Source organism: Klebsiella planticola ATCC 33531, assembly GCF_000735435.1.
GTDB lineage: Bacteria > Pseudomonadota > Gammaproteobacteria > Enterobacterales > Enterobacteriaceae > Klebsiella > Klebsiella planticola.
In genome coordinates, this window is the sequence record NZ_JMPP01000016.1 from 1 (window position 1) to 26,110 (window position 26,110).

General features: G+C 51.5%; 47 protein-coding genes. 40 read left to right on the forward strand and 7 right to left on the reverse strand.

Annotated features, from left to right (window positions below; genetic code table 11):
- The 3 genes from GRPL_RS26605 to bfr form a co-directional block, all read left to right on the forward strand.
- A partial coding sequence (locus GRPL_RS26605) for an EF-Tu C-terminal domain-related protein (RefSeq protein WP_000507907.1) occupies positions 1-88 on the forward strand: 88 nt, incomplete at its 5' end.
- A 179-nt stretch (positions 89-267) separates the two neighbouring features.
- A complete protein-coding gene (gene bfd, locus GRPL_RS26610) occupies positions 268-462 on the forward strand; it encodes a bacterioferritin-associated ferredoxin (RefSeq protein WP_004868381.1) in 195 nt (64 codons plus the stop codon).
- Between the two features lie 73 nt (positions 463-535).
- A complete protein-coding gene (gene bfr / locus GRPL_RS19065) occupies positions 536-1,012 on the forward strand; it encodes a bacterioferritin (protein ID WP_004868378.1) in 477 nt (158 codons plus the stop codon).
- Here bfr and GRPL_RS19060 read toward each other — a convergent pair.
- The gene (locus tag GRPL_RS19060; RefSeq protein ID WP_032690481.1) at positions 996-1,463 is read right to left on the reverse strand and encodes a prepilin peptidase; all 468 of its coding nucleotides are present in this window, start codon (positions 1,461-1,463) and stop codon (positions 996-998) included. The genes bfr and GRPL_RS19060 overlap by 17 nt on opposite strands.
- A gap of 379 nt (positions 1,464-1,842) precedes the next feature.
- Between GRPL_RS19060 and rpsJ the strand changes: the two genes are divergently transcribed.
- The 31 genes from rpsJ to GRPL_RS18905 all read left to right on the forward strand — a co-directional run bounded on the left by rpsJ (position 1,843) and on the right by GRPL_RS18905 (position 16,671).
- The gene (gene rpsJ / locus GRPL_RS19055; protein ID WP_001181005.1) at positions 1,843-2,154 is read left to right on the forward strand and encodes a 30S ribosomal protein S10; all 312 of its coding nucleotides are present in this window, start codon (positions 1,843-1,845) and stop codon (positions 2,152-2,154) included.
- A gap of 32 nt (positions 2,155-2,186) precedes the next feature.
- The gene (gene rplC / locus GRPL_RS19050; RefSeq protein WP_004868374.1) at positions 2,187-2,816 is read left to right on the forward strand and encodes a 50S ribosomal protein L3; all 630 of its coding nucleotides are present in this window, start codon (positions 2,187-2,189) and stop codon (positions 2,814-2,816) included.
- A gap of 10 nt (positions 2,817-2,826) precedes the next feature.
- Entirely contained in the window at positions 2,827-3,432 is a 606-nt protein-coding gene (rplD, locus tag GRPL_RS19045; protein ID WP_000424395.1) for a 50S ribosomal protein L4, read from the forward strand.
- Positions 3,429-3,731 (forward strand): 50S ribosomal protein L23, encoded by a 303-nt coding sequence (gene rplW / locus GRPL_RS19040; RefSeq protein ID WP_004868363.1) that lies wholly within the window; start codon positions 3,429-3,431, stop codon positions 3,729-3,731. Before rplD ends, rplW begins: the two co-directional genes overlap by 4 nt.
- 17 nt (positions 3,732-3,748) lie before the next feature.
- On the forward strand, positions 3,749-4,570 hold the full coding sequence (gene rplB / locus GRPL_RS19035) for a 50S ribosomal protein L2 (RefSeq protein WP_002919786.1): 822 nt from the start codon (positions 3,749-3,751) through the stop codon (positions 4,568-4,570).
- Between the two features lie 16 nt (positions 4,571-4,586).
- Positions 4,587-4,865: a 30S ribosomal protein S19 gene (rpsS, locus tag GRPL_RS19030; protein WP_001138115.1), complete on the forward strand. Its 279-nt coding sequence runs from the start codon at positions 4,587-4,589 to the stop codon at positions 4,863-4,865.
- A gap of 14 nt (positions 4,866-4,879) precedes the next feature.
- Positions 4,880-5,212 (forward strand): 50S ribosomal protein L22, encoded by a 333-nt coding sequence (gene rplV / locus GRPL_RS19025; RefSeq protein WP_002919773.1) that lies wholly within the window; start codon positions 4,880-4,882, stop codon positions 5,210-5,212.
- 17 nt (positions 5,213-5,229) lie between these two features.
- Positions 5,230-5,928 (forward strand): 30S ribosomal protein S3, encoded by a 699-nt coding sequence (gene rpsC / locus GRPL_RS19020; protein ID WP_002919766.1) that lies wholly within the window; start codon positions 5,230-5,232, stop codon positions 5,926-5,928.
- A 12-nt stretch (positions 5,929-5,940) separates the two neighbouring features.
- On the forward strand, positions 5,941-6,351 hold the full coding sequence (gene rplP, locus GRPL_RS19015; protein ID WP_002919759.1) for a 50S ribosomal protein L16: 411 nt from the start codon (positions 5,941-5,943) through the stop codon (positions 6,349-6,351).
- Positions 6,351-6,542 carry a 50S ribosomal protein L29 gene (rpmC, locus tag GRPL_RS19010; protein ID WP_004868359.1) on the forward strand — a complete coding sequence of 64 codons (192 nt, stop codon included), beginning with the start codon at positions 6,351-6,353 and terminating at the stop codon, positions 6,540-6,542. Before rplP ends, rpmC begins: the two co-directional genes overlap by 1 nt.
- Positions 6,542-6,796: a 30S ribosomal protein S17 gene (rpsQ, locus tag GRPL_RS19005; protein ID WP_004868357.1), complete on the forward strand. Its 255-nt coding sequence runs from the start codon at positions 6,542-6,544 to the stop codon at positions 6,794-6,796. Before rpmC ends, rpsQ begins: the two co-directional genes overlap by 1 nt.
- A gap of 161 nt (positions 6,797-6,957) precedes the next feature.
- Positions 6,958-7,329: a 50S ribosomal protein L14 gene (gene rplN / locus GRPL_RS19000; protein WP_002919748.1), complete on the forward strand. Its 372-nt coding sequence runs from the start codon at positions 6,958-6,960 to the stop codon at positions 7,327-7,329.
- Between the two features lie 10 nt (positions 7,330-7,339).
- A complete protein-coding gene (gene rplX, locus GRPL_RS18995; protein ID WP_004106345.1) occupies positions 7,340-7,654 on the forward strand; it encodes a 50S ribosomal protein L24 in 315 nt (104 codons plus the stop codon).
- Between the two features lie 14 nt (positions 7,655-7,668).
- A complete protein-coding gene (gene rplE / locus GRPL_RS18990; protein ID WP_001096206.1) occupies positions 7,669-8,208 on the forward strand; it encodes a 50S ribosomal protein L5 in 540 nt (179 codons plus the stop codon).
- A gap of 14 nt (positions 8,209-8,222) precedes the next feature.
- A complete protein-coding gene (gene rpsN / locus GRPL_RS18985; RefSeq protein ID WP_002919667.1) occupies positions 8,223-8,528 on the forward strand; it encodes a 30S ribosomal protein S14 in 306 nt (101 codons plus the stop codon).
- A 33-nt stretch (positions 8,529-8,561) separates the two neighbouring features.
- Positions 8,562-8,954 carry a 30S ribosomal protein S8 gene (gene rpsH, locus GRPL_RS18980; RefSeq protein ID WP_004106343.1) on the forward strand — a complete coding sequence of 131 codons (393 nt, stop codon included), beginning with the start codon at positions 8,562-8,564 and terminating at the stop codon, positions 8,952-8,954.
- A 12-nt stretch (positions 8,955-8,966) separates the two neighbouring features.
- Positions 8,967-9,500: a 50S ribosomal protein L6 gene (gene rplF / locus GRPL_RS18975; RefSeq protein WP_004868354.1), complete on the forward strand. Its 534-nt coding sequence runs from the start codon at positions 8,967-8,969 to the stop codon at positions 9,498-9,500.
- A 9-nt stretch (positions 9,501-9,509) separates the two neighbouring features.
- On the forward strand, positions 9,510-9,863 hold the full coding sequence (gene rplR, locus GRPL_RS18970; protein ID WP_000358960.1) for a 50S ribosomal protein L18: 354 nt from the start codon (positions 9,510-9,512) through the stop codon (positions 9,861-9,863).
- 14 nt (positions 9,864-9,877) lie between these two features.
- Entirely contained in the window at positions 9,878-10,381 is a 504-nt protein-coding gene (gene rpsE / locus GRPL_RS18965) for a 30S ribosomal protein S5 (RefSeq protein ID WP_004106339.1), read from the forward strand.
- Between the two features lie 3 nt (positions 10,382-10,384).
- Positions 10,385-10,564: a 50S ribosomal protein L30 gene (gene rpmD / locus GRPL_RS18960; RefSeq protein ID WP_001140434.1), complete on the forward strand. Its 180-nt coding sequence runs from the start codon at positions 10,385-10,387 to the stop codon at positions 10,562-10,564.
- Between the two features lie 3 nt (positions 10,565-10,567).
- Positions 10,568-11,002 carry a 50S ribosomal protein L15 gene (gene rplO / locus GRPL_RS18955; RefSeq protein ID WP_004868352.1) on the forward strand — a complete coding sequence of 145 codons (435 nt, stop codon included), beginning with the start codon at positions 10,568-10,570 and terminating at the stop codon, positions 11,000-11,002.
- Positions 11,003-11,009: 7 nt separating this feature from the next.
- Positions 11,010-12,341, forward strand: coding sequence for a preprotein translocase subunit SecY (gene secY / locus GRPL_RS18950; protein WP_004868351.1), 1,332 nt, complete (start codon positions 11,010-11,012; stop codon positions 12,339-12,341).
- A gap of 31 nt (positions 12,342-12,372) precedes the next feature.
- The gene (gene rpmJ / locus GRPL_RS18945) at positions 12,373-12,489 is read left to right on the forward strand and encodes a 50S ribosomal protein L36 (RefSeq protein ID WP_000868187.1); all 117 of its coding nucleotides are present in this window, start codon (positions 12,373-12,375) and stop codon (positions 12,487-12,489) included.
- Between the two features lie 146 nt (positions 12,490-12,635).
- Positions 12,636-12,992, forward strand: coding sequence for a 30S ribosomal protein S13 (rpsM, locus tag GRPL_RS18940; RefSeq protein ID WP_004868349.1), 357 nt, complete (start codon positions 12,636-12,638; stop codon positions 12,990-12,992).
- A gap of 16 nt (positions 12,993-13,008) precedes the next feature.
- Positions 13,009-13,398 (forward strand): 30S ribosomal protein S11, encoded by a 390-nt coding sequence (gene rpsK / locus GRPL_RS18935; RefSeq protein ID WP_004138423.1) that lies wholly within the window; start codon positions 13,009-13,011, stop codon positions 13,396-13,398.
- A 33-nt stretch (positions 13,399-13,431) separates the two neighbouring features.
- Complete coding sequence (gene rpsD, locus GRPL_RS18930; RefSeq protein ID WP_004868345.1) at positions 13,432-14,052, forward strand: 30S ribosomal protein S4; 621 nt, start codon at positions 13,432-13,434, stop codon at positions 14,050-14,052.
- Between the two features lie 25 nt (positions 14,053-14,077).
- Positions 14,078-15,067, forward strand: a complete 990-nt coding sequence (locus tag GRPL_RS18925; protein WP_002919219.1) for a DNA-directed RNA polymerase subunit alpha — start codon at positions 14,078-14,080, stop codon at positions 15,065-15,067.
- Positions 15,068-15,107: 40 nt separating this feature from the next.
- A complete protein-coding gene (gene rplQ, locus GRPL_RS18920; RefSeq protein ID WP_004868344.1) occupies positions 15,108-15,494 on the forward strand; it encodes a 50S ribosomal protein L17 in 387 nt (128 codons plus the stop codon).
- A 107-nt stretch (positions 15,495-15,601) separates the two neighbouring features.
- The gene (locus GRPL_RS18915) at positions 15,602-15,970 is read left to right on the forward strand and encodes a DnaJ family domain-containing protein (RefSeq protein WP_032690482.1); all 369 of its coding nucleotides are present in this window, start codon (positions 15,602-15,604) and stop codon (positions 15,968-15,970) included.
- A 2-nt stretch (positions 15,971-15,972) separates the two neighbouring features.
- Positions 15,973-16,398, forward strand: coding sequence for a Zn(2+)-responsive transcriptional regulator (gene zntR / locus GRPL_RS18910; protein ID WP_032696884.1), 426 nt, complete (start codon positions 15,973-15,975; stop codon positions 16,396-16,398).
- Between the two features lie 57 nt (positions 16,399-16,455).
- Positions 16,456-16,671, forward strand: a complete 216-nt coding sequence (locus GRPL_RS18905; protein ID WP_032690484.1) for an alternative ribosome-rescue factor A — start codon at positions 16,456-16,458, stop codon at positions 16,669-16,671.
- Here GRPL_RS18905 and mscL read toward each other — a convergent pair whose 3' ends face one another.
- The 5 genes from mscL to def all read right to left on the reverse strand — a co-directional run bounded on the left by mscL (position 16,672) and on the right by def (position 21,438).
- Positions 16,672-17,085: a large-conductance mechanosensitive channel protein MscL gene (mscL, locus tag GRPL_RS18900; protein WP_032690485.1), complete on the reverse strand. Its 414-nt coding sequence runs from the start codon at positions 17,083-17,085 to the stop codon at positions 16,672-16,674.
- Between the two features lie 143 nt (positions 17,086-17,228).
- Positions 17,229-18,605 (reverse strand): Trk system potassium transporter TrkA, encoded by a 1,377-nt coding sequence (gene trkA, locus GRPL_RS18895; RefSeq protein ID WP_032690486.1) that lies wholly within the window; start codon positions 18,603-18,605, stop codon positions 17,229-17,231.
- A 13-nt stretch (positions 18,606-18,618) separates the two neighbouring features.
- Complete coding sequence (rsmB, locus tag GRPL_RS18890) at positions 18,619-19,914, reverse strand: 16S rRNA (cytosine(967)-C(5))-methyltransferase RsmB (protein ID WP_032698712.1); 1,296 nt, start codon at positions 19,912-19,914, stop codon at positions 18,619-18,621.
- A gap of 52 nt (positions 19,915-19,966) precedes the next feature.
- Entirely contained in the window at positions 19,967-20,914 is a 948-nt protein-coding gene (gene fmt / locus GRPL_RS18885) for a methionyl-tRNA formyltransferase (protein WP_032690488.1), read from the reverse strand.
- A 14-nt stretch (positions 20,915-20,928) separates the two neighbouring features.
- Entirely contained in the window at positions 20,929-21,438 is a 510-nt protein-coding gene (gene def, locus GRPL_RS18880; protein ID WP_032690489.1) for a peptide deformylase, read from the reverse strand.
- A gap of 128 nt (positions 21,439-21,566) precedes the next feature.
- Here def and dprA point away from each other — a divergent pair, with 128 nt between their 5' ends.
- From dprA to GRPL_RS18850, 6 genes are read left to right on the forward strand one after another with little or no spacing between them, the layout of a single operon-like run.
- Positions 21,567-22,691, forward strand: coding sequence for a DNA-protecting protein DprA (gene dprA, locus GRPL_RS18875; RefSeq protein ID WP_032698713.1), 1,125 nt, complete (start codon positions 21,567-21,569; stop codon positions 22,689-22,691).
- Entirely contained in the window at positions 22,663-23,136 is a 474-nt protein-coding gene (gene smg / locus GRPL_RS18870; RefSeq protein WP_004868322.1) for a DUF494 family protein Smg, read from the forward strand. Before dprA ends, smg begins: the two co-directional genes overlap by 29 nt.
- Before the next feature lie 26 nt (positions 23,137-23,162).
- Positions 23,163-23,717, forward strand: a complete 555-nt coding sequence (locus GRPL_RS18865) for a DNA topoisomerase family protein (RefSeq protein WP_004868321.1) — start codon at positions 23,163-23,165, stop codon at positions 23,715-23,717.
- Positions 23,710-24,282 (forward strand): L-threonylcarbamoyladenylate synthase type 1 TsaC, encoded by a 573-nt coding sequence (gene tsaC, locus GRPL_RS18860; RefSeq protein ID WP_032690491.1) that lies wholly within the window; start codon positions 23,710-23,712, stop codon positions 24,280-24,282. The genes GRPL_RS18865 and tsaC overlap by 8 nt, the downstream gene beginning before the upstream one ends.
- Positions 24,283-24,285: 3 nt before the next feature.
- A complete protein-coding gene (gene aroE / locus GRPL_RS18855) occupies positions 24,286-25,104 on the forward strand; it encodes a shikimate dehydrogenase (protein ID WP_032698714.1) in 819 nt (272 codons plus the stop codon).
- Positions 25,101-25,358 carry a DUF1488 family protein gene (locus GRPL_RS18850; RefSeq protein WP_032690493.1) on the forward strand — a complete coding sequence of 86 codons (258 nt, stop codon included), beginning with the start codon at positions 25,101-25,103 and terminating at the stop codon, positions 25,356-25,358. The genes aroE and GRPL_RS18850 overlap by 4 nt, the downstream gene beginning before the upstream one ends.
- On the opposite strand, the gene GRPL_RS18845 is transcribed toward GRPL_RS18850, so the two are convergent.
- A complete protein-coding gene (locus GRPL_RS18845) occupies positions 25,334-25,888 on the reverse strand; it encodes a gamma carbonic anhydrase family protein (RefSeq protein ID WP_032690506.1) in 555 nt (184 codons plus the stop codon). The genes GRPL_RS18850 and GRPL_RS18845 overlap by 25 nt on opposite strands.
- Between the last annotated feature and the right edge of the window lie 222 nt (positions 25,889-26,110).

A 26,110-nucleotide genomic window follows, 5' to 3' on the forward strand; every position in this document is an offset into this window, starting at 1 on the left:
GATCGCGATGGACGACGGTCTGCGTTTCGCAATCCGTGAAGGCGGCCGTACCGTTGGCGCGGGCGTTGTAGCTAAAGTTCTGGGCTAATTATTAGTTCTGAATGAAAAAGGGCGCTTCGGCGCCCTTTTTGCTGCCCGTTATCTGGCGTTGACCAGAATGATGTTTGTACGAAAAAAGAGTATCTCTTTGCGTATTTAATCAACTCACTATTGTAATTATAACTATTCTCATTTACACTTTTGAGCATAAATTGAACGGGAGTCGGTATGTACGTTTGTTTGTGTAATGGTGTAAACGATAAAAAAATTCGTCAGGCCGTACGTCAATTTCATCCACAGTCTTTTCAGCAATTGCGCAAATTTATTCCTGTTGGAAATCAATGCGGTAAATGTGTCCGTGCTGCCCGTGAGATTATGGAAGATGAATTAACTCGCATGCCGGAATACCAGGAGAGCGCTTAAGAGCTCAGGCTTTTCTTTGACATCTTTATAGCCCGAACTACGCTTCAATAAGTGGAAGCGGAGGGACTATATAATGAAAGGTGATGTCAAAATCATAAGTTATCTCAATAAATTGTTGGGAAATGAGCTTGTCGCAATAAATCAGTACTTTCTTCACGCCAGAATGTTCAAGAACTGGGGCCTGATGCGCCTCAATGATGTTGAATATCATGAATCCATCGATGAAATGAAACACGCCGATAAGTATATCGAGCGAATTCTCTTCCTTGAAGGTATCCCCAATCTGCAGGATCTTGGCAAACTGGGCATCGGTGAAGATGTCGAAGAGATGCTGCAATCTGATTTGCGACTGGAACTCGAAGGCGCAAAAGACCTACGTGAAGCGATCGCTTATGCCGACAGCGTCCATGACTATGTCAGTCGTGACATGCTTATTGAAATCCTGACGGACGAAGAAGGCCATATTGACTGGCTGGAAACGGAGCTGGATCTGATTGGTAAATTAGGACTGCAAAACTATCTCCAGTCACAAATCAAAGTGGCTGACTGACTAGCGTTTGCCATCCGCACCAAAAACCCGCTGCAGCCAAAAAAGGGCCAAAAGGCAGCGGGTTGTTCAATGACCCCGGTGCTTTCCCGAGAATTATCACTAGCAGCATGACTCCCCCGGCGAAGACAGTCGCCAAAAAAACCAGCTGCGGCAGCATTGGCCAACCGTGCCACGCGCCAAGTGCGGCCAGAAATTTGACATCCCCATAGCCTAGCCCTTCATAACCGCGAATCCCCCGATAGAGCCAATAGAGTAACGTGAAAGCCAGATAGCCGCCGATGGCGCCGCCAACGGCATATTCCAGCCGTAGTGGAGCGTAGTATAGATAATAGAGCAGCCCGCTCCAGAGCAGGGGGCAGGTCAGGCGATCGGGAAGCAGGCCGTAGCGCAGATCGTACCAGCAGAGGGCGAGGGATAAACCGCTATAGACCAGTAATAAGAGGGGCATCATCGGTGAGGTTACCTGGCGATGGAGATATGCGCGGAGTCTGGTCGAAAAAGAGATGGATGGCAAAGGTCCGCATTCATTATCGCGAGGCGCTATCCACGGTATTATCTCAGTTTTCACGACTTTCAATGCCCGCCCGCCGCAGCACGCAAAAATGATTGCTGATTTTGTATGCAGCACTTGCGTCGAGCCCGAATTTGCGTATAATGCGCGGGCCTGTCAAAATTGGCAGGCTGGTTCGATATGAACCCTGATAGAGCTTTTAGCTATCAAACAATGTTCCCAATTGGGGAACTATGTAAGAACGGTTACACTCTCCCATCAATCGTAATGGGTATGAGGAGTAACCATTTCGTCTATAAATAATTGGAGCTCTGGTCTCATGCAGAACCAAAGAATCCGTATCCGTCTTAAAGCGTTTGATCATCGTCTGATCGATCAATCAACCGCGGAAATCGTCGAGACTGCCAAGCGCACTGGTGCGCAGGTCCGTGGTCCGATCCCGCTGCCGACCCGCAAAGAGCGCTTTACCGTTCTGATTTCTCCGCACGTCAACAAAGATGCGCGCGATCAGTACGAAATCCGCACTCACAAGCGTCTGGTTGACATCGTTGAGCCAACTGAGAAAACCGTTGATGCTCTGATGCGTCTGGATCTGGCTGCCGGTGTAGACGTGCAGATCAGCCTGGGTTAATCAGGTCATCGAGCGATTGAGAGGTTGAAACAATGATTGGTTTAGTCGGTAAAAAAGTGGGCATGACCCGCATCTTCACTGAAGATGGCGTATCTATCCCAGTAACCGTAATCGAAGTTGAAGCAAACCGTGTTGCTCAGGTCAAAGACCTGGCTAACGATGGTTACCGCGCAATTCAGGTTACCACCGGTGCTAAAAAAGCTAACCGTGTAACCAAGCCGGAAGCTGGTCACTTCGCTAAAGCTGGCGTAGAAGCTGGCCGTGGTCTGTGGGAATTCCGTCTTGCTGACGGCGAAGAATTCACCGTAGGTCAGAGCATTAGCGTTGAACTGTTTGCTGACGTTAAAAAAGTTGACGTAACCGGTACCTCTAAAGGTAAAGGTTTTGCTGGTACCGTTAAGCGCTGGAACTTCCGTACCCAGGACGCTACTCACGGTAACTCCTTGTCCCACCGCGTTCCGGGTTCTATCGGTCAGAACCAGACTCCGGGCAAAGTGTTCAAAGGCAAGAAAATGGCAGGTCAGCTGGGTAATGAGCGTGTCACCGTTCAGAGCCTGGACGTAGTACGTGTTGACGCTGAGCGCAACCTGCTGCTGGTTAAAGGTGCTGTCCCGGGTGCAACCGGTAGCGACCTGATCGTTAAACCAGCTGTGAAGGCGTGAGGAGATAGCAATGGAATTAGTATTGAAAGACGCGCAGAGCGCGCTGACTGTTTCCGAAACTACCTTCGGTCGTGATTTCAACGAAGCGCTGGTACACCAGGTTGTTGTTGCTTATGCAGCTGGTGCTCGTCAGGGTACTCGTGCTCAGAAGACTCGTGCTGAAGTAACTGGTTCAGGCAAAAAGCCGTGGCGCCAGAAAGGTACCGGCCGTGCGCGTTCAGGTTCTATCAAGAGCCCGATCTGGCGTTCCGGTGGCGTAACCTTCGCTGCTCGTCCGCAGGACCACAGTCAAAAAGTTAACAAAAAGATGTACCGCGGCGCGCTGAAAAGCATTCTGTCCGAACTGGTACGTCAGGATCGTCTGATCGTTGTCGAGAAGTTCTCTGTTGAAGCGCCTAAAACTAAGCTGCTGGCACAGAAACTGAAAGACATGGCTCTGGAAGATGTGCTGATCATCACCGGTGAGCTGGACGAGAACCTGTTCCTGGCTGCGCGCAACCTGCACAAGGTTGACGTACGCGATGCAACTGGTATCGACCCGGTTAGCCTGATCGCCTTCGACAAAGTCGTAATGACTGCTGATGCTGTTAAGCAAGTTGAGGAGATGCTGGCATGATTCGTGAAGAACGTCTGCTGAAGGTGCTGCGTGCACCGCACGTTTCTGAAAAAGCGTCTGCTGCGATGGAAAAAACAAACACCATCGTTCTCAAAGTTGCTAAAGACGCGACCAAAGCAGAAATCAAAGCTGCTGTGCAGAAACTGTTTGAAGTCGAAGTCGAAGTCGTTAACACCCTGGTAGTTAAAGGGAAAGTTAAACGTCACGGACAGCGTATCGGTCGTCGTAGCGACTGGAAAAAAGCTTACGTCACCCTGAAAGAAGGCCAGAATCTGGACTTCGTTGGCGGCGCTGAGTAAGTCGGAGGAGTAATACAATGGCAGTTGTTAAATGTAAACCGACATCTCCGGGTCGTCGCCACGTTGTTAAAGTGGTTAACCCTGAGCTGCACAAGGGCAAACCTTTTGCTCCGTTGCTGGAAAAAAACAGCAAATCCGGTGGTCGTAACAACAATGGCCGTATCACCACCCGTCATATCGGTGGTGGCCACAAGCAGGCTTACCGTATTGTTGACTTCAAACGCAACAAAGATGGTATCCCGGCAGTTGTTGAGCGTCTTGAGTACGATCCGAACCGTTCCGCGAACATCGCGCTGGTTCTGTACAAAGATGGCGAACGCCGTTACATCCTGGCCCCTAAAGGCCTGAAAGCTGGCGACCAGATTCAGTCTGGCGTTGATGCTGCAATCAAAGCAGGCAACACCCTGCCGATGCGCAATATCCCGGTTGGTTCTACCGTTCATAACGTAGAAATGAAACCAGGTAAAGGCGGTCAGCTGGCTCGTTCCGCTGGTACTTACGTTCAGATCGTTGCTCGCGACGGTGCTTATGTCACCCTGCGTCTGCGTTCTGGTGAAATGCGTAAAGTCGAAGCAGACTGCCGCGCTACTCTGGGCGAAGTTGGCAATGCTGAGCATATGCTGCGCGTACTGGGTAAAGCAGGTGCTGCACGCTGGCGTGGTGTTCGTCCTACCGTTCGCGGTACTGCGATGAACCCAGTCGACCACCCACATGGTGGTGGTGAAGGTCGTAACTTTGGTAAGCACCCGGTATCCCCGTGGGGCCTGCAGACCAAAGGTAAGAAGACCCGCAGCAACAAGCGTACTGATAAATTCATCGTACGTCGCCGTAGCAAATAATTTTAGAGGATAAGCCATGCCACGTTCTCTCAAGAAAGGTCCTTTTATTGACCTGCACTTGCTGAAGAAGGTAGAGAAAGCGGTGGAAAGCGGAGACAAGAAGCCCCTGCGCACTTGGTCCCGTCGTTCAACGATCTTTCCTAACATGATCGGTTTGACCATCGCTGTCCATAATGGTCGTCAGCACGTTCCAGTTTTTGTTTCCGACGAAATGGTTGGTCACAAACTGGGTGAATTCGCACCGACTCGTACTTATCGCGGCCACGCTGCTGATAAAAAAGCGAAGAAGAAATAAGGTAGGAGGAAGAGATGGAAACTTTAGCTCAACATCGCCATGCTCGTTCTTCTGCTCAGAAGGTTCGCCTTGTAGCTGACCTGATTCGCGGTAAGAAAGTGTCGCAGGCCCTGGATATTCTGACCTACACCAACAAGAAAGCTGCTGTACTGGTCAAGAAGGTACTGGAATCTGCCATTGCTAACGCTGAACACAACGATGGCGCTGACATTGACGATCTGAAAGTTGCGAAAATTTTCGTAGACGAAGGCCCGAGCATGAAGCGCATTATGCCGCGTGCGAAAGGTCGTGCAGATCGCATCCTGAAGCGCACCAGCCACATCACTGTGGTTGTGTCCGATCGCTGAGACTCTGGAGACTAGCAATGGGTCAGAAAGTACATCCTAATGGTATTCGCCTGGGTATTGTCAAACCATGGAACTCTACCTGGTTCGCGAACACCAAAGAATTCGCTGACAACCTGGACAGCGATTTTAAAGTACGTCAGTTCCTGACTAAAGAACTGGCTAAAGCGTCCGTATCTCGTATCGTTATCGAGCGTCCGGCTAAGAGCATCCGTGTGACTATTCACACTGCTCGCCCGGGCATCGTTATCGGTAAGAAAGGCGAAGACGTAGAAAAACTGCGCAAGGTCGTAGCGGATATCGCTGGCGTTCCTGCACAGATCAATATCGCCGAAGTTCGTAAGCCAGAACTGGACGCTAAATTGGTTGCTGACAGCATCACTTCTCAGCTGGAACGTCGCGTTATGTTCCGTCGTGCGATGAAGCGTGCTGTACAGAACGCAATGCGTCTGGGCGCTAAAGGTATCAAAGTTGAAGTTAGCGGCCGTCTGGGCGGCGCGGAAATCGCACGTACCGAATGGTACCGTGAAGGTCGCGTACCGCTGCACACTCTGCGTGCTGACATCGACTACAACACCTCTGAAGCGCACACCACTTACGGTGTAATCGGCGTTAAGGTATGGATCTTCAAAGGCGAGATCCTGGGTGGTATGGCTGCTGTTGAACAACCGGAACCGGCTGCTCAACCTAAAAAGCAGCAGCGTAAAGGCCGTAAATAAGGAGCGTCGCTGATGTTACAACCAAAGCGTACAAAATTCCGTAAAGTGCACAAAGGCCGCAACCGTGGTCTGGCGCAGGGTACGGATGTTAGCTTCGGCACTTTCGGTCTGAAAGCTGTTGGCCGTGGTCGTCTGACTGCACGTCAGATCGAAGCAGCACGTCGTGCTATGACCCGTGCAGTTAAGCGTCAAGGTAAGATCTGGATCCGTGTATTCCCGGACAAACCGATCACCGAGAAGCCGCTGGAAGTTCGTATGGGTAAAGGTAAAGGTAACGTGGAGTACTGGGTTGCCTTGATTCAGCCGGGTAAAGTCCTTTATGAAATGGACGGCGTACCGGAAGAGCTGGCCCGTGAAGCCTTCGGCCTGGCAGCAGCGAAACTGCCTATCAAAACCACCTTTGTAACTAAGACGGTGATGTAATGAAAGCAAAAGAGCTGCGTGAAAAAAGCGTTGAAGAGCTGAACGCTGAGCTGCTGAACCTGCTGCGTGAGCAGTTCAACCTGCGTATGCAGGCTGCAAGTGGCCAGCTGCAACAGACTCATCTGCTGAAGCAAGTGCGTCGTGATGTTGCACGCGTTAAGACTTTACTGACTGAGAAGGCGGGTGCGTAATGACCGATAAAATCCGTACTCTGCAAGGTCGCGTAGTTAGCAATAAAATGGAGAAATCCATCGTTGTTGCTATCGAACGTTTTGTGAAACACCCGATCTACGGTAAATTCATCAAGCGTACGACCAAACTGCACGTACATGACGAGAACAACGAATGCGGTATCGGTGACGTGGTCGAAATCCACGAATGCCGTCCGCTGTCCAAGACTAAGTCCTGGACGCTGGTTCGCGTTGTAGAGAAAGCAGTTCTGTAATAGAGCCTGCATTCTCAACGGATAAACGGCTCAGCGATGAGCCGTTTATTTTTTCTACCCATATCCGATTTCCGGTGTTATAATGCCGCGCCCTCGATATGGGGATTTTTAACGGCCCGACTTTGGGTCTCAGTAGTAGTTGACATTAGCGGAGCACTAAAATGATCCAAGAACAGACTATGCTGAACGTCGCCGACAACTCCGGTGCACGTCGCGTAATGTGTATCAAGGTTCTGGGTGGCTCGCACCGTCGCTACGCAGGCGTAGGCGACATCATCAAGATCACCATCAAGGAAGCAATTCCGCGTGGTAAGGTCAAAAAAGGTGATGTGCTGAAGGCGGTAGTGGTGCGCACCAAGAAGGGTGTTCGTCGCCCGGACGGTTCTGTCATTCGCTTCGATGGTAATGCATGCGTTATTCTGAACAATAACAGCGAGCAGCCCATCGGTACGCGTATTTTTGGGCCGGTAACTCGTGAGCTTCGTACCGAGAAGTTCATGAAAATTATCTCTCTGGCACCAGAAGTACTCTAAGGAGCGAATCATGGCAGCGAAAATCCGTCGTGATGACGAAGTTATCGTGTTAACCGGTAAAGATAAAGGTAAACGCGGTAAAGTTAAGAATGTCTTGTCTTCCGGCAAGCTCATTGTTGAAGGTATCAACCTGGTTAAGAAACACCAGAAGCCGGTTCCGGCTCTGAACCAACCAGGCGGCATCGTTGAAAAAGAAGCTGCTATTCAGGTTTCTAACGTTGCAATCTTCAATGCGGCAACCGGCAAGGCTGACCGTGTAGGCTTTAGATTCGAAGACGGCAAAAAAGTCCGTTTCTTCAAATCTAACAGCGAAACTATCAAGTAATTTGGAGTAGTACGATGGCGAAACTGCATGATTACTACAAAGACGAAGTAGTTAATAAACTCATGACTGAGTTTAACTACAATTCTGTCATGCAAGTCCCTCGGGTCGAGAAGATCACCCTGAACATGGGTGTTGGTGAAGCGATCGCTGACAAGAAACTGCTGGATAACGCAGCAGCTGATCTGACAGCAATCTCCGGTCAAAAGCCGTTGATCACCAAAGCACGCAAATCAGTTGCAGGCTTCAAAATCCGTCAGGGCTATCCGATCGGCTGTAAAGTAACTCTGCGTGGCGAACGCATGTGGGAGTTCTTTGAGCGCCTGATCACTATTGCTGTACCGCGTATCCGTGACTTCCGTGGCTTGTCCGCTAAGTCTTTCGACGGTCGTGGTAACTACAGCATGGGTGTCCGTGAGCAGATCATCTTCCCAGAAATCGACTACGATAAAGTCGACCGCGTTCGTGGTTTGGATATTACCATTACCACTACTGCGAAATCTGATGAAGAAGGCCGCGCTCTGCTGGCTGCCTTTGACTTCCCGTTCCGCAAGTAAGGTAGGGTTACTTAATGGCTAAGCAATCAATGAAAGCACGCGAAGTAAAGCGCGTGGCTTTAGCTGATAAATTCTTCGCTAAACGCGCTGAACTGAAAGCTATCATCTCTGATGTGAACGCAACCGACGAAGATCGTTGGAATGCCGTTCTCAAGCTGCAGACTCTGCCGCGTGATTCCAGCCCGTCTCGTCAGCGTAACCGCTGCCGTCAAACAGGTCGTCCGCATGGTTTCCTGCGGAAGTTCGGGTTGAGCCGTATCAAGGTCCGTGAAGCCGCAATGCGCGGTGAAATCCCGGGTCTGAAAAAGGCTAGCTGGTAATTGTCACCAATTGAATCACGGGAGTAAAGACAGATGAGCATGCAAGATCCGATCGCGGATATGCTGACCCGTATCCGTAACGGTCAGGCCGCGAATAAAGCTGCGGTCACCATGCCTTCCTCCAAGCTGAAAGTGGCAATTGCCAACGTGCTGAAGGAAGAAGGCTTTATTGAAGATTTTAAAGTTGAAGGCGACATCAAGCCGGAACTGGAACTGACTCTTAAGTATTTCCAGGGTAAAGCTGTTGTAGAAAGCATTCAGCGTGTCAGCCGCCCAGGTCTGCGCATCTATAAGCGTAAAGATGAGCTGCCAAAAGTTATGGCGGGTCTGGGTATCGCAGTTATTTCTACCTCTAAAGGTGTTATGACTGATCGTGCAGCGCGCCAAGCTGGTCTTGGTGGCGAAATTATCTGCTACGTAGCCTAATCGGAGGAAAAAATGTCTCGTGTTGCTAAAGCACCGGTCGTTATTCCTGCCGGCGTTGACGTAAAAATCAACGGTCAGGTTATTACGATCAAAGGTAAGAATGGCGAGCTGACTCGTACTCTCAACGATGCTGTTGAAGTTAAACATGCAGATAATGCACTGACCTTCGGTCCGCGTGATGGTTTCGCAGACGGTTGGGCTCAGGCTGGTACCGCGCGTGCCCTGCTTAACTCAGTAGTTATCGGTGTTACCGAAGGCTTCACTAAAAAGCTTCAGCTGGTTGGTGTAGGTTATCGTGCAGCGGTTAAAGGGGATGTAGTAAACCTGGCTTTAGGTTTCTCTCATCCTGTTGAACACAAACTGCCGGCCGGTATCACTGCAGAATGCCCGACTCAAACTGAAATCGTGCTGAAAGGCGCTGATAAGCAGGTGATCGGTCAGGTTGCAGCAGATCTGCGCGCCTACCGTCGTCCTGAGCCTTATAAAGGCAAGGGTGTTCGTTACGCCGACGAAGTCGTGCGTACCAAAGAGGCTAAGAAGAAGTAAGGTAACACTATGGATAAGAAATCTGCTCGTATCCGTCGTGCGACCCGCGCACGCCGCAAGCTCCAGGAGCTGGGTGCAACTCGCCTGGTGGTACATCGTACCCCGCGTCATATTTACGCACAGGTAATTGCACCGAACGGTTCTGAAGTTCTGGTAGCTGCTTCTACTGTAGAAAAAGCTATCGCTGAACAACTGAAGTACACCGGTAACAAAGACGCGGCTGCAGCTGTGGGTAAAGCTGTTGCTGAACGCGCTCTGGAAAAAGGCATCAAAGATGTTTCCTTTGACCGTTCCGGGTTCCAATATCATGGTCGTGTCCAGGCACTGGCAGATGCTGCCCGTGAAGCTGGCCTTCAGTTCTAAGGTAGAGGTGTAAGATGGCTCACATCGAAAAACAAGCTGGCGAACTGCAGGAAAAGCTGATCGCGGTTAACCGCGTATCTAAAACCGTTAAAGGTGGTCGTATTTTCTCCTTCACAGCTCTGACTGTAGTTGGTGATGGTAATGGCCGCGTAGGTTTTGGTTACGGTAAAGCGCGTGAAGTTCCAGCAGCGATCCAGAAAGCGATGGAAAAAGCCCGTCGCAATATGATTAACGTCGCGCTGAACCACGGCACCCTGCAACACCCGGTTAAAGGTGTTCACACGGGTTCTCGTGTATTCATGCAGCCAGCTTCCGAAGGTACCGGTATCATCGCCGGTGGTGCAATGCGCGCCGTTCTGGAAGTTGCTGGAGTTCATAACGTTCTGGCTAAAGCATATGGTTCCACCAACCCGATCAACGTGGTTCGTGCAACTATTGATGGCCTGGAAAATATGAATTCTCCAGAAATGGTCGCTGCCAAGCGTGGTAAATCCGTTGAAGAAATTCTGGGGAAATAAACCATGGCAAAGACTATTAAAATTACTCAAACCCGCAGTGCAATCGGTCGTCTGCCGAAACACAAGGCAACGCTGCTTGGCCTGGGTCTGCGTCGTATTGGTCACACCGTAGAACGCGAGGATACTCCTGCTGTTCGTGGTATGGTCAACGCGGTTTCCTTTATGGTTAAAGTTGAGGAGTAAGAGATGCGTTTAAATACTCTGTCTCCGGCCGAAGGCTCCAAAAAGGCGGGTAAACGCCTTGGTCGTGGTATCGGTTCTGGCCTCGGTAAAACCGGTGGTCGTGGTCACAAAGGTCAGAACTCTCGTTCTGGCGGTGGCGTACGTCGCGGTTTCGAGGGTGGTCAGATGCCTCTGTACCGTCGTCTGCCGAAATTCGGCTTCACTTCTCGTAAAGCGATGATCACTGCAGAAGTTCGTCTGTCTGATCTGGCTCACGTAGAAGGCGATGTAGTCGACCTGAACACGCTGAAAGCAGCTAACATTATCGGTATTCAGATTGAGTTCGCGAAAGTGATCCTGTCTGGTGAGGTAGCTCGTCCGGTAACTGTTCGTGGCCTGCGTGTGACTAAAGGTGCTCGTGCTGCTATCGAAGCTGCTGGCGGTAAAATTGAGGAATAAGTAGCAGATGGCTAAGCAACCGGGATTAGATTTTCAAAGTGCCAAAGGTGGACTTGGCGAACTGAAACGCAGACTTTTGTTTGTTATCGGTGCGCTGATTGTGTTCCGTATTGGTTCTTTTATTCCGATCCCTGGTATTGATGCCGCTGTACTTGCCAAACTGCTTGAGCAACAGCGAGGCACCATCATTGAAATGTTCAACATGTTCTCTGGTGGTGCTCTCAGCCGTGCTTCTATCTTTGCTTTGGGTATCATGCCGTATATTTCGGCATCGATTATTGTCCAACTGTTGACGGTTGTTTATCAGCCGCTGGCAGAAATAAAGAAAGAAGGGGAGTCTGGTCGTCGTAAGATCAGCCAGTACACCCGTTACGGTACTCTGGTGCTGGCGATATTCCAGTCGATCGGTATTGCTACCGGTCTGCCGAATATGCCTGGTATGCAGGGCCTGGTGATGAATCCAGGCTTTGCATTCTATTTCACCGCTGTTGTAAGTCTGGTCACAGGGACTATGTTCCTGATGTGGCTCGGCGAACAGATTACTGAACGTGGTATCGGTAACGGTATTTCGATCATTATCTTCGCTGGTATCGTTGCGGGACTCCCGCCAGCCATCGCCCATACTATCGAGCAAGCGCGTCAAGGCGACCTGCACTTCCTCCTGTTGCTGTTGGTTGCAGTATTAGTATTTGCCGTGACCTTCTTTGTTGTATTCGTAGAACGTGGTCAACGCCGCATTGTGGTGAACTACGCGAAGCGTCAACAAGGTCGTCGTGTCTATGCTGCACAGAGCACACATTTACCGCTGAAAGTGAATATGGCAGGGGTTATCCCGGCAATCTTCGCTTCCAGTATTATTCTGTTCCCTGCGACCATCGCGTCATGGTTCGGGGGCGGGACCGGTTGGAACTGGCTGACAACAATTTCGCTGTATTTGCAGCCTGGGCAACCGCTTTATGTGTTACTCTATGCGTCTGCAATCATATTCTTCTGTTTCTTCTACACGGCGTTGGTTTTCAACCCGCGTGAAACAGCAGATAACCTGAAGAAGTCCGGTGCATTTGTACCAGGAATTCGTCCGGGAGAGCAAACGGCGAAGTATATTGATAAAGTGATGACTCGCCTGACCCTGGTTGGTGCGTTATACATTACCTTTATCTGCCTGATCCCGGAGTTCATGCGTGATGCAATGAAAGTGCCGTTCTACTTCGGTGGAACCTCGCTGCTTATTGTTGTCGTTGTGATTATGGACTTTATGGCTCAAGTGCAAACTCTGATGATGTCAAGTCAGTACGAGTCTGCATTGAAGAAGGCGAACCTGAAAGGCTACGGCCGCTAACAGGGCGCCCGAGAAGTTACGGAGAGTAAAAATGAAAGTTCGTGCTTCCGTCAAGAAATTATGCCGTAACTGCAAAATCGTTAAGCGTGATGGCGTCATCCGCGTGATTTGCAGTGCCGAGCCAAAGCATAAACAGCGCCAAGGCTGATTTTTTCGCATATTTTTCTTGCAAAGTTGGATTGAGCTGGCTAGATTAGCCAGCCAATCTTTTGTATGTCTGTGCGTTTCCATTTGAGTATCCTGAAAACGGGCTTTTCAGCATGGTGCGTACATATTAAATAGTAGGAGTGCATAGTGGCCCGTATAGCAGGCATTAACATTCCTGATCAGAAACATACCGTAATCGCATTAACTGCTATTTTCGGTATCGGCAAGACCCGCTCTAAAGCCATCTGTGCTGACACGGGTATCGCTGAAAATGTTAAGATCAGTGAGCTGTCTGAAGAACAAATTGAATCCCTGCGTGAAGCAGTAGGTAAATTTGTCGTTGAAGGTGATCTGCGCCGTGAAATCACCCTGAGCATCAAGCGTCTGATGGACCTTGGTTGCTATCGTGGTTTACGCCATCGTCGTGGTCTTCCGGTTCGCGGTCAGCGTACTAAGACCAACGCACGTACCCGTAAGGGTCCGCGTAAACCGATCAAGAAATAATCGGGGTGATTGAATAATGGCAAAGGCACCAGTTCGTGCACGTAAGCGTGTAAGAAAACAAGTCTCTGATGGCGTGGCTCATGTCCATGCTTCTTTTAACAACACCATCGTTACCATTACCGATCGTCAGGGTAACGCACTGGGTTGGGCAACAGCCGGTGGTTCCGGTTTCCGTGGTTCTCGCAAATCCACTCCGTTCGCAGCTCAGGTTGCAGCAGAGCGTTGCGCTGAAGCCGTAAAAGAATACGGCATCAAGAATCTGGAAGTTATGGTCAAAGGTCCGGGTCCGGGTCGCGAATCTACTATTCGTGCACTGAACGCCGCTGGTTTCCGCATCACTAATATTACTGATGTGACTCCGATCCCTCATAACGGTTGTCGTCCGCCGAAAAAACGTCGCGTATAACGCGCTCGTTTCTAGGATTGTTGGAGAAAGAAAATGGCAAGATATTTGGGTCCTAAGCTCAAGCTGAGCCGTCGTGAGGGCACCGACTTATTCCTTAAGTCTGGCGTTCGCGCGATCGATACCAAGTGTAAAATTGAACAAGCTCCTGGCCAGCACGGTGCGCGTAAGCCGCGTCTGTCTGACTATGGTGTGCAGTTGCGTGAAAAGCAAAAAGTTCGCCGTATGTACGGTGTGCTGGAGCGTCAGTTCCGTAACTACTATAAAGAAGCAGCACGTCTGAAAGGCAACACCGGTGAAAACCTGTTGGCTCTGCTGGAAGGCCGTCTGGACAACGTTGTATACCGTATGGGCTTCGGCGCGACTCGTGCTGAATCACGTCAGCTGGTTAGCCACAAAGCTATCATGGTAAACGGTCGTGTTGTTAACATTGCTTCTTATCAGGTTAAAGCGAACGACGTTGTTAGCATTCGTGAGAAAGCGAAAAAGCAATCTCGCGTGAAAGCCGCTCTGGAGCTGGCTGAGCAGCGTGAAAAGCCAACCTGGCTGGAAGTTGATGCTGGCAAGATGGAAGGTACGTTCAAGCGTCAGCCGGAACGTTCTGATCTGTCTGCGGACATTAACGAACACCTGATCGTCGAGCTTTACTCCAAGTAAAGCTTAGTACCAAAGAGAGGACACAATGCAGGGTTCTGTGACAGAGTTTCTAAAACCGCGCCTGGTCGATATCGAGCAAGTGAGTTCGACGCACGCCAAGGTGACCCTTGAGCCTTTAGAGCGTGGCTTTGGCCATACTCTGGGTAACGCACTGCGCCGTATTCTGCTCTCATCGATGCCGGGTTGCGCGGTGACCGAGGTTGAGATTGATGGTGTACTGCACGAGTACAGCACCAAAGAAGGCGTTCAGGAAGATATCCTTGAAATCCTGCTCAACCTGAAAGGGCTTGCGGTGAGAGTTCAGGGTAAAGATGAAGTCATCCTTACTTTGAATAAATCTGGCATTGGCCCTGTGACCGCAGCCGACATTACCCATGACGGTGATGTCGAAATCGTCAAGCCGCAACATGTGATCTGCCACCTGACCGATGAGAACGCAGCTATTAGCATGCGTATCAAAGTTCAGCGCGGTCGCGGTTATGTGCCGGCTTCTGCCCGAATTCATTCGGAAGAAGATGAGCGCCCAATCGGCCGTCTGCTGGTCGACGCATGCTACAGCCCGGTAGAGCGTATTGCCTACAATGTTGAAGCAGCGCGTGTAGAACAGCGTACCGACCTGGACAAGCTGGTCATCGAAATGGAAACCAACGGCACAATCGATCCTGAAGAGGCGATTCGTCGTGCGGCAACCATCCTGGCAGAACAACTGGAAGCTTTCGTTGACTTACGTGATGTACGTCAGCCGGAAGTGAAAGAAGAGAAACCAGAATTCGATCCGATCCTGCTGCGCCCTGTTGACGATCTCGAATTGACTGTCCGCTCTGCTAACTGCCTCAAGGCAGAAGCTATCCACTATATCGGTGATCTGGTACAGCGTACCGAGGTTGAGTTGCTGAAAACGCCGAACCTGGGTAAAAAATCTCTTACCGAGATTAAAGACGTGCTGGCTTCACGTGGTCTGTCTCTGGGCATGCGCCTGGAAAACTGGCCACCGGCAAGCATTGCTGACGAGTAACCGGATCACAGGTTAAGGTTTTACTGAGAAGGATAAGGTCATGCGCCATCGTAAGAGTGGTCGTCAACTGAACCGCAACAGCAGCCATCGCCAGGCTATGTTCCGTAACATGGCTGGTTCGCTGGTTCGTCATGAAATCATCAAGACGACCCTGCCGAAAGCGAAAGAACTGCGTCGCGTAGTTGAGCCGCTGATTACTCTTGCCAAGACTGATAGCGTTGCTAATCGTCGTCTGGCATTCGCCCGTACTCGTGATAACGAGATCGTGGCAAAACTGTTTAACGAGCTGGGCCCGCGTTTCGCGAGCCGCGCCGGTGGTTACACTCGCATTCTGAAGTGTGGCTTCCGTGCAGGCGACAACGCGCCGATGGCATACATCGAGCTGGTTGATCGTGCTGAGCTGAAAGCAGAAGCTGCTGCAGAGTAATCTGTAGTAACGTAAAAAAACCCGCCTCGGCGGGTTTTTTTATATCCTCGCTACGGCTGCTTCACTACAATACCTGTATTCTTTTTGTTCATCCCCGGAGCCGAATGATGTGGTTGCTGGATCAGTGGGCAGAACGCCATATCCTTGACGCACAAACCAAAGGTGAGTTTGATGATCTTCCTGGTCGTGGAGAGCCACTGGCTTTGGATGATGACCTGCATGTGCCACCTGAATTACGCGCGGGCTACCGCTTACTCAAAAATGCTGGCTGTCTGCCTCCTGAACTTGAGCAACGAAGAGAAGCCGTTGCGCTGGTCGATTTATTAAAAGCGGTCCGTCCGGACGATCCTCAGTATGCAGAGCTCAGCCGCCGACTTGCTTTACTGGAACTGAAGTTACGGCAGGCGGGGTTGAATACCGATTTTTTACGCGGTGAATACGCAGACAGGCTTCAGAATAAAATTGATGAGGAGTAGGTATGTACCGTATTGGTGAACTCGCAAAGCTGGCTGATGTCACGCCCGATACCATTCGCTACTATGAAAAACAGCAGATGATGGCTCACGATGTACGTACAGAAGGTGGATTTCGCCTCTATACCGAGAACGACCTTCAGCGCCTGCGTTTCATCCGCTATGCCCGTCAGCTCGGGTTTACCCTTGAAGCGATCCGCGAATTATTGTCAATCCGCGTTGATCCGGAGCATCATACCTGTCAGGAGTCAAAAGGCATTGTTCAGGCACGTCTGAGCGAAGTCGACGCACGAATTAAAGAGCTACAAACAATGCGCCGTTCATTGCAACGACTGAATGAGGCCTGTTGCGGTACAGCCCATAGCAGCGTCTATTGTTCTATTCTCGAGGCCCTTGAGCAAGGAGCCAGTAGTACTACGGCGGAACGTTGATTTTTTCATCGCGCGGATCTACACTCCCGCCGATCTCATTCACATCCAGGAGCTATTATGAGCCGCTATCAACACACCAAAGGGCAAATAAAAGACAATGCCATTGAGGCGTTGCTGCATGACCCGTTATTCAGACAGAGAGTAGAGAAAAACCGGAAGGGGAAAGGCAGCTACCAACGTAAAGATAAACATGCGGGGCGGAATGACCGGGAGGCCAGTGGCAAAAGAGTGAATCGCTTTTTTACCACTGGCCTTCTGCTTTCTGTTGCCTGATTACGAACGGTTATTCTGTTCTTTCAGCAGATCGCGAATCTCACTCAACAATACTTCTTCTTTCGTTGGTGCCGGTGGCGCAGCAGGAGCCTCTGCCTTTTTGCGATTCAGGTTATTCATCAGTTTGATCGCCATAAAAATGGCAAAGGCCACGATCACGAAATCAAACACGTTCTGGATAAACACCCCATAATGCATTACCACAGCCGGGACATCGCCGTGTGCATCGCGTAACGTGACGGCGAACGATTTAAAATCAATTCCACCAATCAGCAGGCCTAGTGGCGGCATAATAATATCGGCAACCAATGACGATACAATTTTACCAAATGCCGCACCGATGATGACACCCACTGCCAAATCAACAACATTCCCGCGCATCGCGAAGTCGCGAAACTCTTTTAAAATACTCATTTTATTCTCCATGAACCCGCTAACAGTGATAAGTTTATCAAATGTATTTCCATTTGCCATTGCTGTTGAATAATTGCTAAAAAATATTATCCCCTGATATATAAAGGATAATCAAAAAGGGCGCCATACAGGCGCCCGTGCAATTAGAGGAAGAAAGGACTGGGTTGGAAAAGACGCTCGACGTCGGATATAAATTTTTTGTCGGTCAGAAACATAATGACGTGATCGCCCTGCTCAATACGCAGGTTATTATTCGCGATCATTACGTCATTGCCACGGACGACAGCACCGATGATCGTGCCCGGCGGTAGCTTGATCTCATCGATCGAACGACCCACTACACGGGAGGTACTTTCATCGCCGTGAGCTACAGCTTCAATGGCCTCTGCGACACCGCGGCGCAGTGAGGAGACGCCAACAATATCGGCCTTACGGACATGGCTCAGTAGGGCGGAGATCGTGGCTTGCTGCGGCGATATAGCAATATCGATCACGCTACCCTGCACCAGATCGACGTAGGCTTTCCGCTGGATCAACACCATGACTTTTTTGGCGCCCATCCGTTTGGCCAGCATTGCAGACATGATATTGGCTTCATCGTCATTGGTGACGGCAATGAAGAGATCCACTTGATCGATGTGTTCTTCCGCTAGCAGTTCCTGATCCGAGGCATCGCCATAGAAGACAATAGTATTCTGTAGTTTCTCCGCAAGCTCGGCGGCGCGTTGCTGATCGCGTTCGATCAGCTTAACGCTGTAATCTTTCTCAAGACGACGAGCAAGACCTGCACCGATATTGCCCCCGCCAACCAGCATGATGCGCTTATAGGGTTTTTCCAGGCGCTGCAGTTCGCTCATGACGGCGCGAATATGCTGCGATGCAGCAATGAAGAACACTTCATCGCCGGCTTCAACGATTGTCGAACCCTGCGGACGGATGGGTCTGTCGTGGCGGAAAATGGCCGCTACGCGAGTATCGATATGCGGCATATGTTCACGCATTGTCGAGAGCGCATTCCCTACCAGTGGACCGCCGTAGTAGGCTTTTACGACCGCGAGGCTGACTTTACCTTCGGCAAAGTTTACGACCTGCAGTGCACCTGGATATTCAATAAGTCGGTAGATATTGTCGATAACTAACTGTTCAGGCGCGATCAGATGATCGATAGGCACCGCTTCCGAGTGGAACAGTTTTTCGGCATCTCGTACATAATCCGGGGAACGGATACGCGCAATACGATTAGGCGTATTGAACAGTGAATAGGCAACCTGGCAGGCCACCATATTGGTTTCATCTGAACTGGTTACGGCAACCAGCATGTCGGCATCGTCGGCGCCAGCTTCACGCAGCACGCGTGGGTGGGAACCGTGTCCCTGAACAACGCGGAGGTCAAATTTATCCTGCAGGCTGCGCAGGCGGTCACCATTGGTGTCGACCAGGGTGATATCGTTGTTCTCTCCCACGAGGTTTTCCGCAAGAGTTCCGCCTACCTGACCGGCGCCCAGAATAATAATCTTCATCAGCAGTGATCCATTATTTCCGATGTTTGATCAGCTTAGCGTAAAAGAACCCGTCACCCTCTTCTGCGCCGGGCAAATTTTGCACGCCCGGCAGCTCAGGCGTGCCGGTGAGGCTGAGCTCTGCATCTGGCGTACGCTTGAGGAAGGCAGCAATTTGCTGGCTATTCTCTTCCGGAAGAATTGAGCAGGTCGCATAGACCAGTGTTCCGCCAGGTTTCAGATGAGACCAGATGGCGTCAAGAATCTCCGCCTGCAGCAGGGCCAGCTCGGCAATGTCGCGATCGCGGCGTAGCCATTTAATATCCGGATGACGACGAATGACGCCCGTTGCGGAACAGGGGGCATCGAGCAGAATGCGATCAAACTGTTCGTCTTCACACCACTGAGCGGGATAGCGGCCATCACCCTGTTTCACCTGCGCTTTCATGCCGAGTCGCTTCAGATTGTCATAGACACGCGACAGGCGCTGCTCATCAATATCAACCGCCAGAACGCTGGCCTGCGGCGCGACTTCCAGAATATGCGTCGTTTTACCCCCAGGAGCAGCACACAGGTCGAGGATTCTCTCGCCATTTTCTGGGGTCAGATAGCGCATGCAGCCCTGGGCTGAAGCATCCTGGACGGTAACCCAGCCCTGGTCGAATCCGGGTAATGCCTGAACGGGGGCCGGCGTTGCCAGACGCACCGCATCAGGATAATCAGGGTGGGTAAAACCGTGCAGTCCGGCCTCTTCCAGAAGCGCGAGCCACTCATCGCGTGAATGATGACTGCGGTTTACGCGCAGCCACATGGGCGGGCGTTGGTTATTTGCATCGACAATCGCTTGCCATTGCTGCGGCCATGATTTTTGCAAACGCTTGAGCAGCCATGCCGGATGAAGGAAACGACTCTCGCTTTGGGCAAATTCGGCCAATAAAGCTTCCTGCTGGCGCTGAAACTGGCGTAAAACGCCGTTGATGAGTCCCTTCAACTGCGGACGTTTGATGGCTACCGCGCCTTCCACCGTTTCCGCCAGCGCAGCATGGGCCGGAATGCGGGTATAGAGCAGCTGATAAAACCCCACCATAATTAAATAGTGAATGGTTCGCTGTTTGCCCGTCATCGGGCGAGCCATCAGTTTGTTAACCAGCCAGTCCAGCTGGCTGAGGGTACGCAGGACACCAAAACACAGCTCTTGCAGCAGCGCTTTGTCCTTTTCCCCGACCTTTTGCTGTAATGGCGGCAGAACGTTACTTAATGACTGACCTTGTTCGACAACCTGCTCAACGGCTTTCGCCGCCAGACTGCGTAAATTTTGATTTTTTTTCATAACCGCAAAATAAAAATGCCCGGTAAACCCGGGCTTTAGACAGTGACTACCGTCAGGATAGACGGTTACCGGGGATAAACCATTCCCGGCGAGAATTTAGCAAGTCCTGGGCGCTCATCGCTTTTTTACCTGCCGGCTGCAATGACTCGAGGTTCAGGATGCCATTGCCGGTTGCGATCTGAATACCTTGCTTGCCAGCGGCCACGATCGTACCAGGTTCAGCACCGCTGGTTTCAGCAATGACGGATGCCTGCCACACTTTCACCGGTTGCTCATCAATTTCCAGCCAGCTCATGGGCCACGGGTTGAATGCGCGAATGCAACGTTCGAGCTGCGCAGCGGAAAGAGACCAGTCAATGCGGGCTTCTTCTTTACTGAGCTTCTCAGCGTAGGTCACCAACGCCTCATCCTGGACTTCCGGCTGAGTCGAGCCGTTTGCGAGCTGAGTTAACGTTTCCAGCAACCCTTGTGGGCCGAGTTCTGCCAGCTTGTCATACAGACTGGCGCTGGTATCTTGCGCAGAGATCGGGCAGGAGAGTTTATGCAGCATATCTCCTGTATCCAGACCGACATCCATCTGCATGATGGTGACGCCGGTTTCAGCATCACCCGCCCAGAGTGAGCGCTGAATAGGCGCCGCGCCGCGCCAGCGCGGCAGCAAAGAGCCGTGTACGTTGATGCAGCCCAGTCGTGGCATATCCAGTACTGCTTTGGGCAGAATCAATCCGTAGGCTACGACGACCATGACATCGGCATTCAGAGAGGCTACCAGCTGCTGATTTTCCTGCGGGCGCAGGGAGACAGGCTGGAACACCGGCAGATTGTGCGCCTGTGCAAGAACCTTTACCGGGCCTGGCTGCAATTTTTTGCCGCGGCCGGCAGGGCGATCGGGCTGGGTAAATACGCCAACAATCTGGTGCCCAGACGACAGCAGCGCATCGAGATGACGCGCTGCAAAATCGGGGGTTCCCGCAAAGATAATACGTAGTGATTGTGACACGTTAGTCCTTGTCCTCAGGCACGCGTACGCAAACGGTCCAGTTTTTCAACTTTCTGGCGAATACGCTGTTGTTTAAGCGGCGACAGATAATCGATAAACAGTTTGCCTACCAGGTGATCCATTTCATGCTGGATACAGATAGCCAGCAGGCCGTCAGCATTCAGTTCAAACGGCTTGCCTTCGCGATCCAAAGCACGAATCTTCACGGTTTCGGCACGTGGCACCAGTGCGCGCTGTTCCGGGATAGACAAGCAACCTTCTTCGATGCCCGTTTCACCGTCTTTTTCCAACAGCTCCGGGTTGATTAACACCAGCTGCTGTTCACGGTTTTCCGAGACATCGATAACGATAATGCGCTGATGGATATCTACCTGGGTAGCGGCCAGACCGATACCTTCTTCCGCGTACATCGTCTCGAACATATCATCAACGATACGTTGAATTTCCGCATTGACTTCTTTTACCGGTTCAGCGACTTTGCGAAGGCGCTCGTCCGGGATATGTAACACTTGCAAAACTGCCATAAAGATCCAGAGTCGTATTCAGGAGTTGATAAGATTATTAGCTCTATTCTAGACAAAACCCCCTCTAATTGACAGTCTCGCTGTCCAATCGCAAAGATTGTTAAAGCCACTTATGGCAGGGGACAGGGATGGCACCTACGGAGATCTGGCTGCGTCTGATGAAGGTGAGCAACCTTTATGGCGACGGTATGGTGATGGCTGCCAGAATACTGCGTGCAGCCCGGGTGCCAGATAGTGAAGTATTGTACGGCTGCGGTCTGAGCGCAGCGCAAGTGAAGCAATTTCTATCCGTTGGCCAACGAGAGCTTGAGTCTACGCTATTGTGGCTGGAGCAACCCGGGCACCACCTGCTGCTGGCCGATAGCCCTTATTATCCTCCTCGACTGCGTGCCATCGCTGACTATCCCGGCGCGCTTTTCGTTTGCGGAGATTTGGCCGTGTTGAGCAGTTTACAGCTGGCCGTTGTCGGCAGCCGCTCCCACTCCTGGTACGGTGCTCGGTGGGGGAAACAGTTCAGCGAAGAGCTGGCGCATCTTGGTATCACCATTACCAGCGGCCTGGCTATTGGCATTGACGGCGTCGCTCACCGCGGCGCACTTGAGGCACGTGGGAAGACAATCGGCGTACTCGGCAATGGATTAGGCGCAATCTATCCGCGTCGTCATCATGCATTAGCCGGGAAGATAGTGGATAGCGGGGGAGCATTGCTGTCTGAGTTTCCCCTTACAACCTCCCCGTGGCCGGGAAATTTCCCTCGTCGGAATCGAATTATCAGCGGACTCAGTATTGGCGTGCTGGTGATTGAGGCCGCCCTGAAAAGCGGCTCGCTGGTGACGGTTCGCTGTGCGCTGGAACAAGGAAGAGAGGTTTTTGCATTACCCGGGCCGGTAGGTAATCCTGGTTCCGAAGGTCCACACTGGCTGCTTAAACAAGGCGCCATCCCCGTGACATCAGCGCAAGATATCATCGCGTATTGCCAGCAGGAGCTGCAATGGCTCCAGGATGTGCCTGACAATATAAATAATTGCATGGATCCGCCTCCCGTAGCATTGCCATTTCCAGAGCTCCTGGCTAACGTAGGAGATGAGGTAACACCTGTTGACGTTGTCGCTGAACGTGCCGGCCAATCTGTGCCAGTGACCGTAGCTCAGCTACTTGAACTGGAGTTAGCAGGCTGGATCGCAGCTGTACCCGGCGGCTATGTCCGATTAAGGAGGGCAAGCCATGTTCGACGTACTCATGTATTTGTTTGAGACTTACATCCAAAACGAAGCAGAAATGCGCGTGGACCAGGATAAACTGACCCGGGATCTCACCGATGCAGGATTCGATCGGGAAGATATCTATAACGCGTTGATGTGGCTCGAGAAACTGGCTGACTATCAGGAGGGGCTCGTTGCTCCCATGCAGCTTGCTTCTGACCCGCTCTCTTTGCGGATTTATACCGAAGAAGAGTGTCTGCGTCTGGATGCCAGTTGCCGGGGATTTTTATTATTCCTCGAGCAGATTCAGGTGTTGAACCTCGAAACGCGGGAAATGGTGATAGAGCGTGTGCTGGCTCTGGATACAGCAGAATTTGATCTGGAAGACCTGAAATGGGTGATCCTGATGGTACTGTTCAATATTCCGGGCTGTGAAAATGCCTATCAACAAATGGAAGAATTACTCTTCGAAGTAAATGAAGGTATGCTGCATTAATCTTATTGCGGCAACATCGAGTTGTTATGACCAAATCAGCACTGTTTTCGGTGCGTAAAAATGAGCCCTGCCCACAGTGCGGGGCTGAACTGGTAATCCGCTCCGGGAAACACGGGCCGTTTCTCGGTTGCTCGCACTATCCGGACTGTGACTATGTCCGTCCGCTGAAAAATCAGGCGGACGGACATATCGTAAAGGTACTGGAGGGACAGGAGTGTCCGTCTTGTGGTGCCGTTATGGTGTTGCGCCAGGGGCGCTTCGGTATGTTTATTGGTTGCAGCCGTTATCCGGAATGTGAGCATACTGAAACTATTGATAAGCCTGACGAAACAGCGATTTCCTGCCCGCAGTGTGGGCAAGGGCAGCTGGTTCAGCGCCGTTCTCGTTTCGGCAAAACCTTTCATTCCTGCGATCGTTACCCCGATTGCCAGTTCGTTATCAACTTCAAACCGGTAGCGGGTGAATGCCCTGAATGCCACTATCCGCTATTAATCGAAAAGAAAACGGCGCAGGGCGTCAGACGCTTTTGTGCCAGTAAACAATGTGGAAAGCCGATCCCGGCGGAACAAATCAGTGAATAAGAACCTGCACTCAGAAACCGTCGCTCATGCCGTGACGGTACTGCATAACGAAGATGTCATCGCCTATCCAACAGAAGCCGTTTTTGGCGTAGGCTGCGATCCTGACAGCGAAACGGCGGTCATGCGCCTGCTGGCGCTTAAACAACGCCCCGTTGAGAAGGGGCTCATCCTGATCGCGGCCAGCTATGAACAGCTGATACCTTATATTGATGATTCGCGGCTTAATGATGCACAGCGAGCGGCGATCTTCTCCTGCTGGCCGGGGCCGGTTACTTTTGTCTTTCCGGCTCGTGCCACAACGCCACGCTGGCTGACCGGGCGTTTTGATTCCCTGGCGGTACGCGTCAGCGATCATCCGCTGGTGGTCGAATTGTGTGAGGCCTATGGCAAACCGCTGGTTTCAACCAGCGCGAATTTATCCGGTCAGCCTCCTTGCCGCACCACGGCTGAAGTTCTGACTCAGTTTGGCGCCAGTTTCCCGGTCGTCGATGGTGCAACGGGTGGTCGTCAGAATCCGTCTGAAATTCGCGATGCCCTGACGGGCGAACTCTTTCGCCAGGGATAATTTATGCAAACCTACGCTGTCTTCGGAAATCCGATCGCCCACAGTAAGTCCCCCTCTATTCACCAGCGCTTTGCGCAGCAGCTGCAGATTGCGCATCCGTATGGGCGAGTTCTGGCGCCGCTGGACGATTTTATCCATACCCTGGATACCTTCTTCGCCGAAGGGGGAAAGGGGGCTAACGTTACCGTTCCGTTCAAGGAGGAAGCGTTTGCCCGAGCGGATGAACTGACTGAGCGCGCGGCCCTGGCGGGGGCGGTGAATACCCTAAAGAGGCTGGGCGATGGACGTTTGCTGGGGGACAACACCGATGGGATTGGGCTGCTGAGCGATCTGGAGCGGCTGGGGTTCATTAAACCGGGCTATCGGGTATTACTTATCGGGGCCGGCGGCGCATCGCGGGGTGTCTTGTTACCCCTGCTGTCACTGGATTGCGCTGTCACTATTGTCAACCGGACTTATTCCCGCGCGCAGGAGCTGGCGACACTGTTTGCGCATACCGGTAGTGTATGCGCGCTTGAGATGGAATCACTGGCTGGACATGAGTTCGATCTCATTATTAATGCAACTTCCAGTGGTATCAGCGGTGATGTGCCGGCAGTTCCCGCGTCATTAATCAATACGCACGTTTATTGTTATGACATGTTTTACCAGAAGGGCTGCACACCGTTTTTAAACTGGTGCCAGGATCATGGTGCGACAATGTGTGCCGATGGGCTGGGTATGCTGGTGGCGCAGGCCGCCCATGCCGTTCTGCTCTGGCATGGGGTTCTGCCAGAGATTACGCCGGTTATTCAGGCCTTACATAAGGAACTGAATACGTGAATCAGGCGATTCAGTTTCCTGACAGAGAAGAGTGGGATACCGACCGACAGTGTGTCACCTTTCCCGTGCTGGTTAATGGTATGCAGCTCACCTGTGCAATCAGGGGGGCAACGTTAAAGCAGCGCTTCGATGGTGATACCCCCGAGCAGTGGCTGGCCGCGTTTTGTCGCCATCGCTGGGATCTGGAAGAAGAGGCTGAAGTATTGATCCGCGACCAGCAGGAAGATGATCAGGGCTGGGTGTGGTTCTCCTGATCCAGATAATCGTTTTTCCATTTCACATAGTTGTTTGCTGAATAGAGCAGACCTGCCCGTTCCGCCTCCGTCAGGGGGCGGATTTGTTTCACCGGGTTGCCAAAATAGAGATAGCCGCTTTCCAGCCGTTTGTTTTGCGGGACCAGACTACCGGCGCCAATCATCACGTCGTCTTCTACTACAACGCCATCCAGCAAAATCGAACCCATGCCAACCAGCACCCGATTGCCGATAGTGCAGCCATGCAGCATGACCTTGTGACCGACGGTGACCTCTTCGCCAATGATCAGAGGATTCCCCTGAGGGTTAGAGGAGGATTTGTGGGTGACATGTAGCACGCTACCGTCCTGAATGTTAGTGCGGGCACCGATTGCCACGTAGTTAACATCTCCGCGAATAGCAACCAGCGGCCAGATGCTGACATCATCAGCCATTCGGACATCGCCGATCGCTACGCTGGTGGCATCGATCATTACTCGCTGGCCGGTTTGTGGGAATAAATCTTTATAAGGACGTAAATTAGCGGACATGGTTACCTCAATAAACCTGGGTTGTACGAAGACTTTGGTGGCTTTTGCGGCCACCTGCAACCCCTTATTGTGGTGAAAATTGAGCAATCTGAACAATAACGCCGCGAAAAGGGCGAAAAAACATCACTTGGAAAAAAAGATCGATAAAAGACTTGTGCAATAAAATGGGATCCCTATAATGCGCTCCCACTGACACGGCACATGTGAACGAGTTCACAGAGT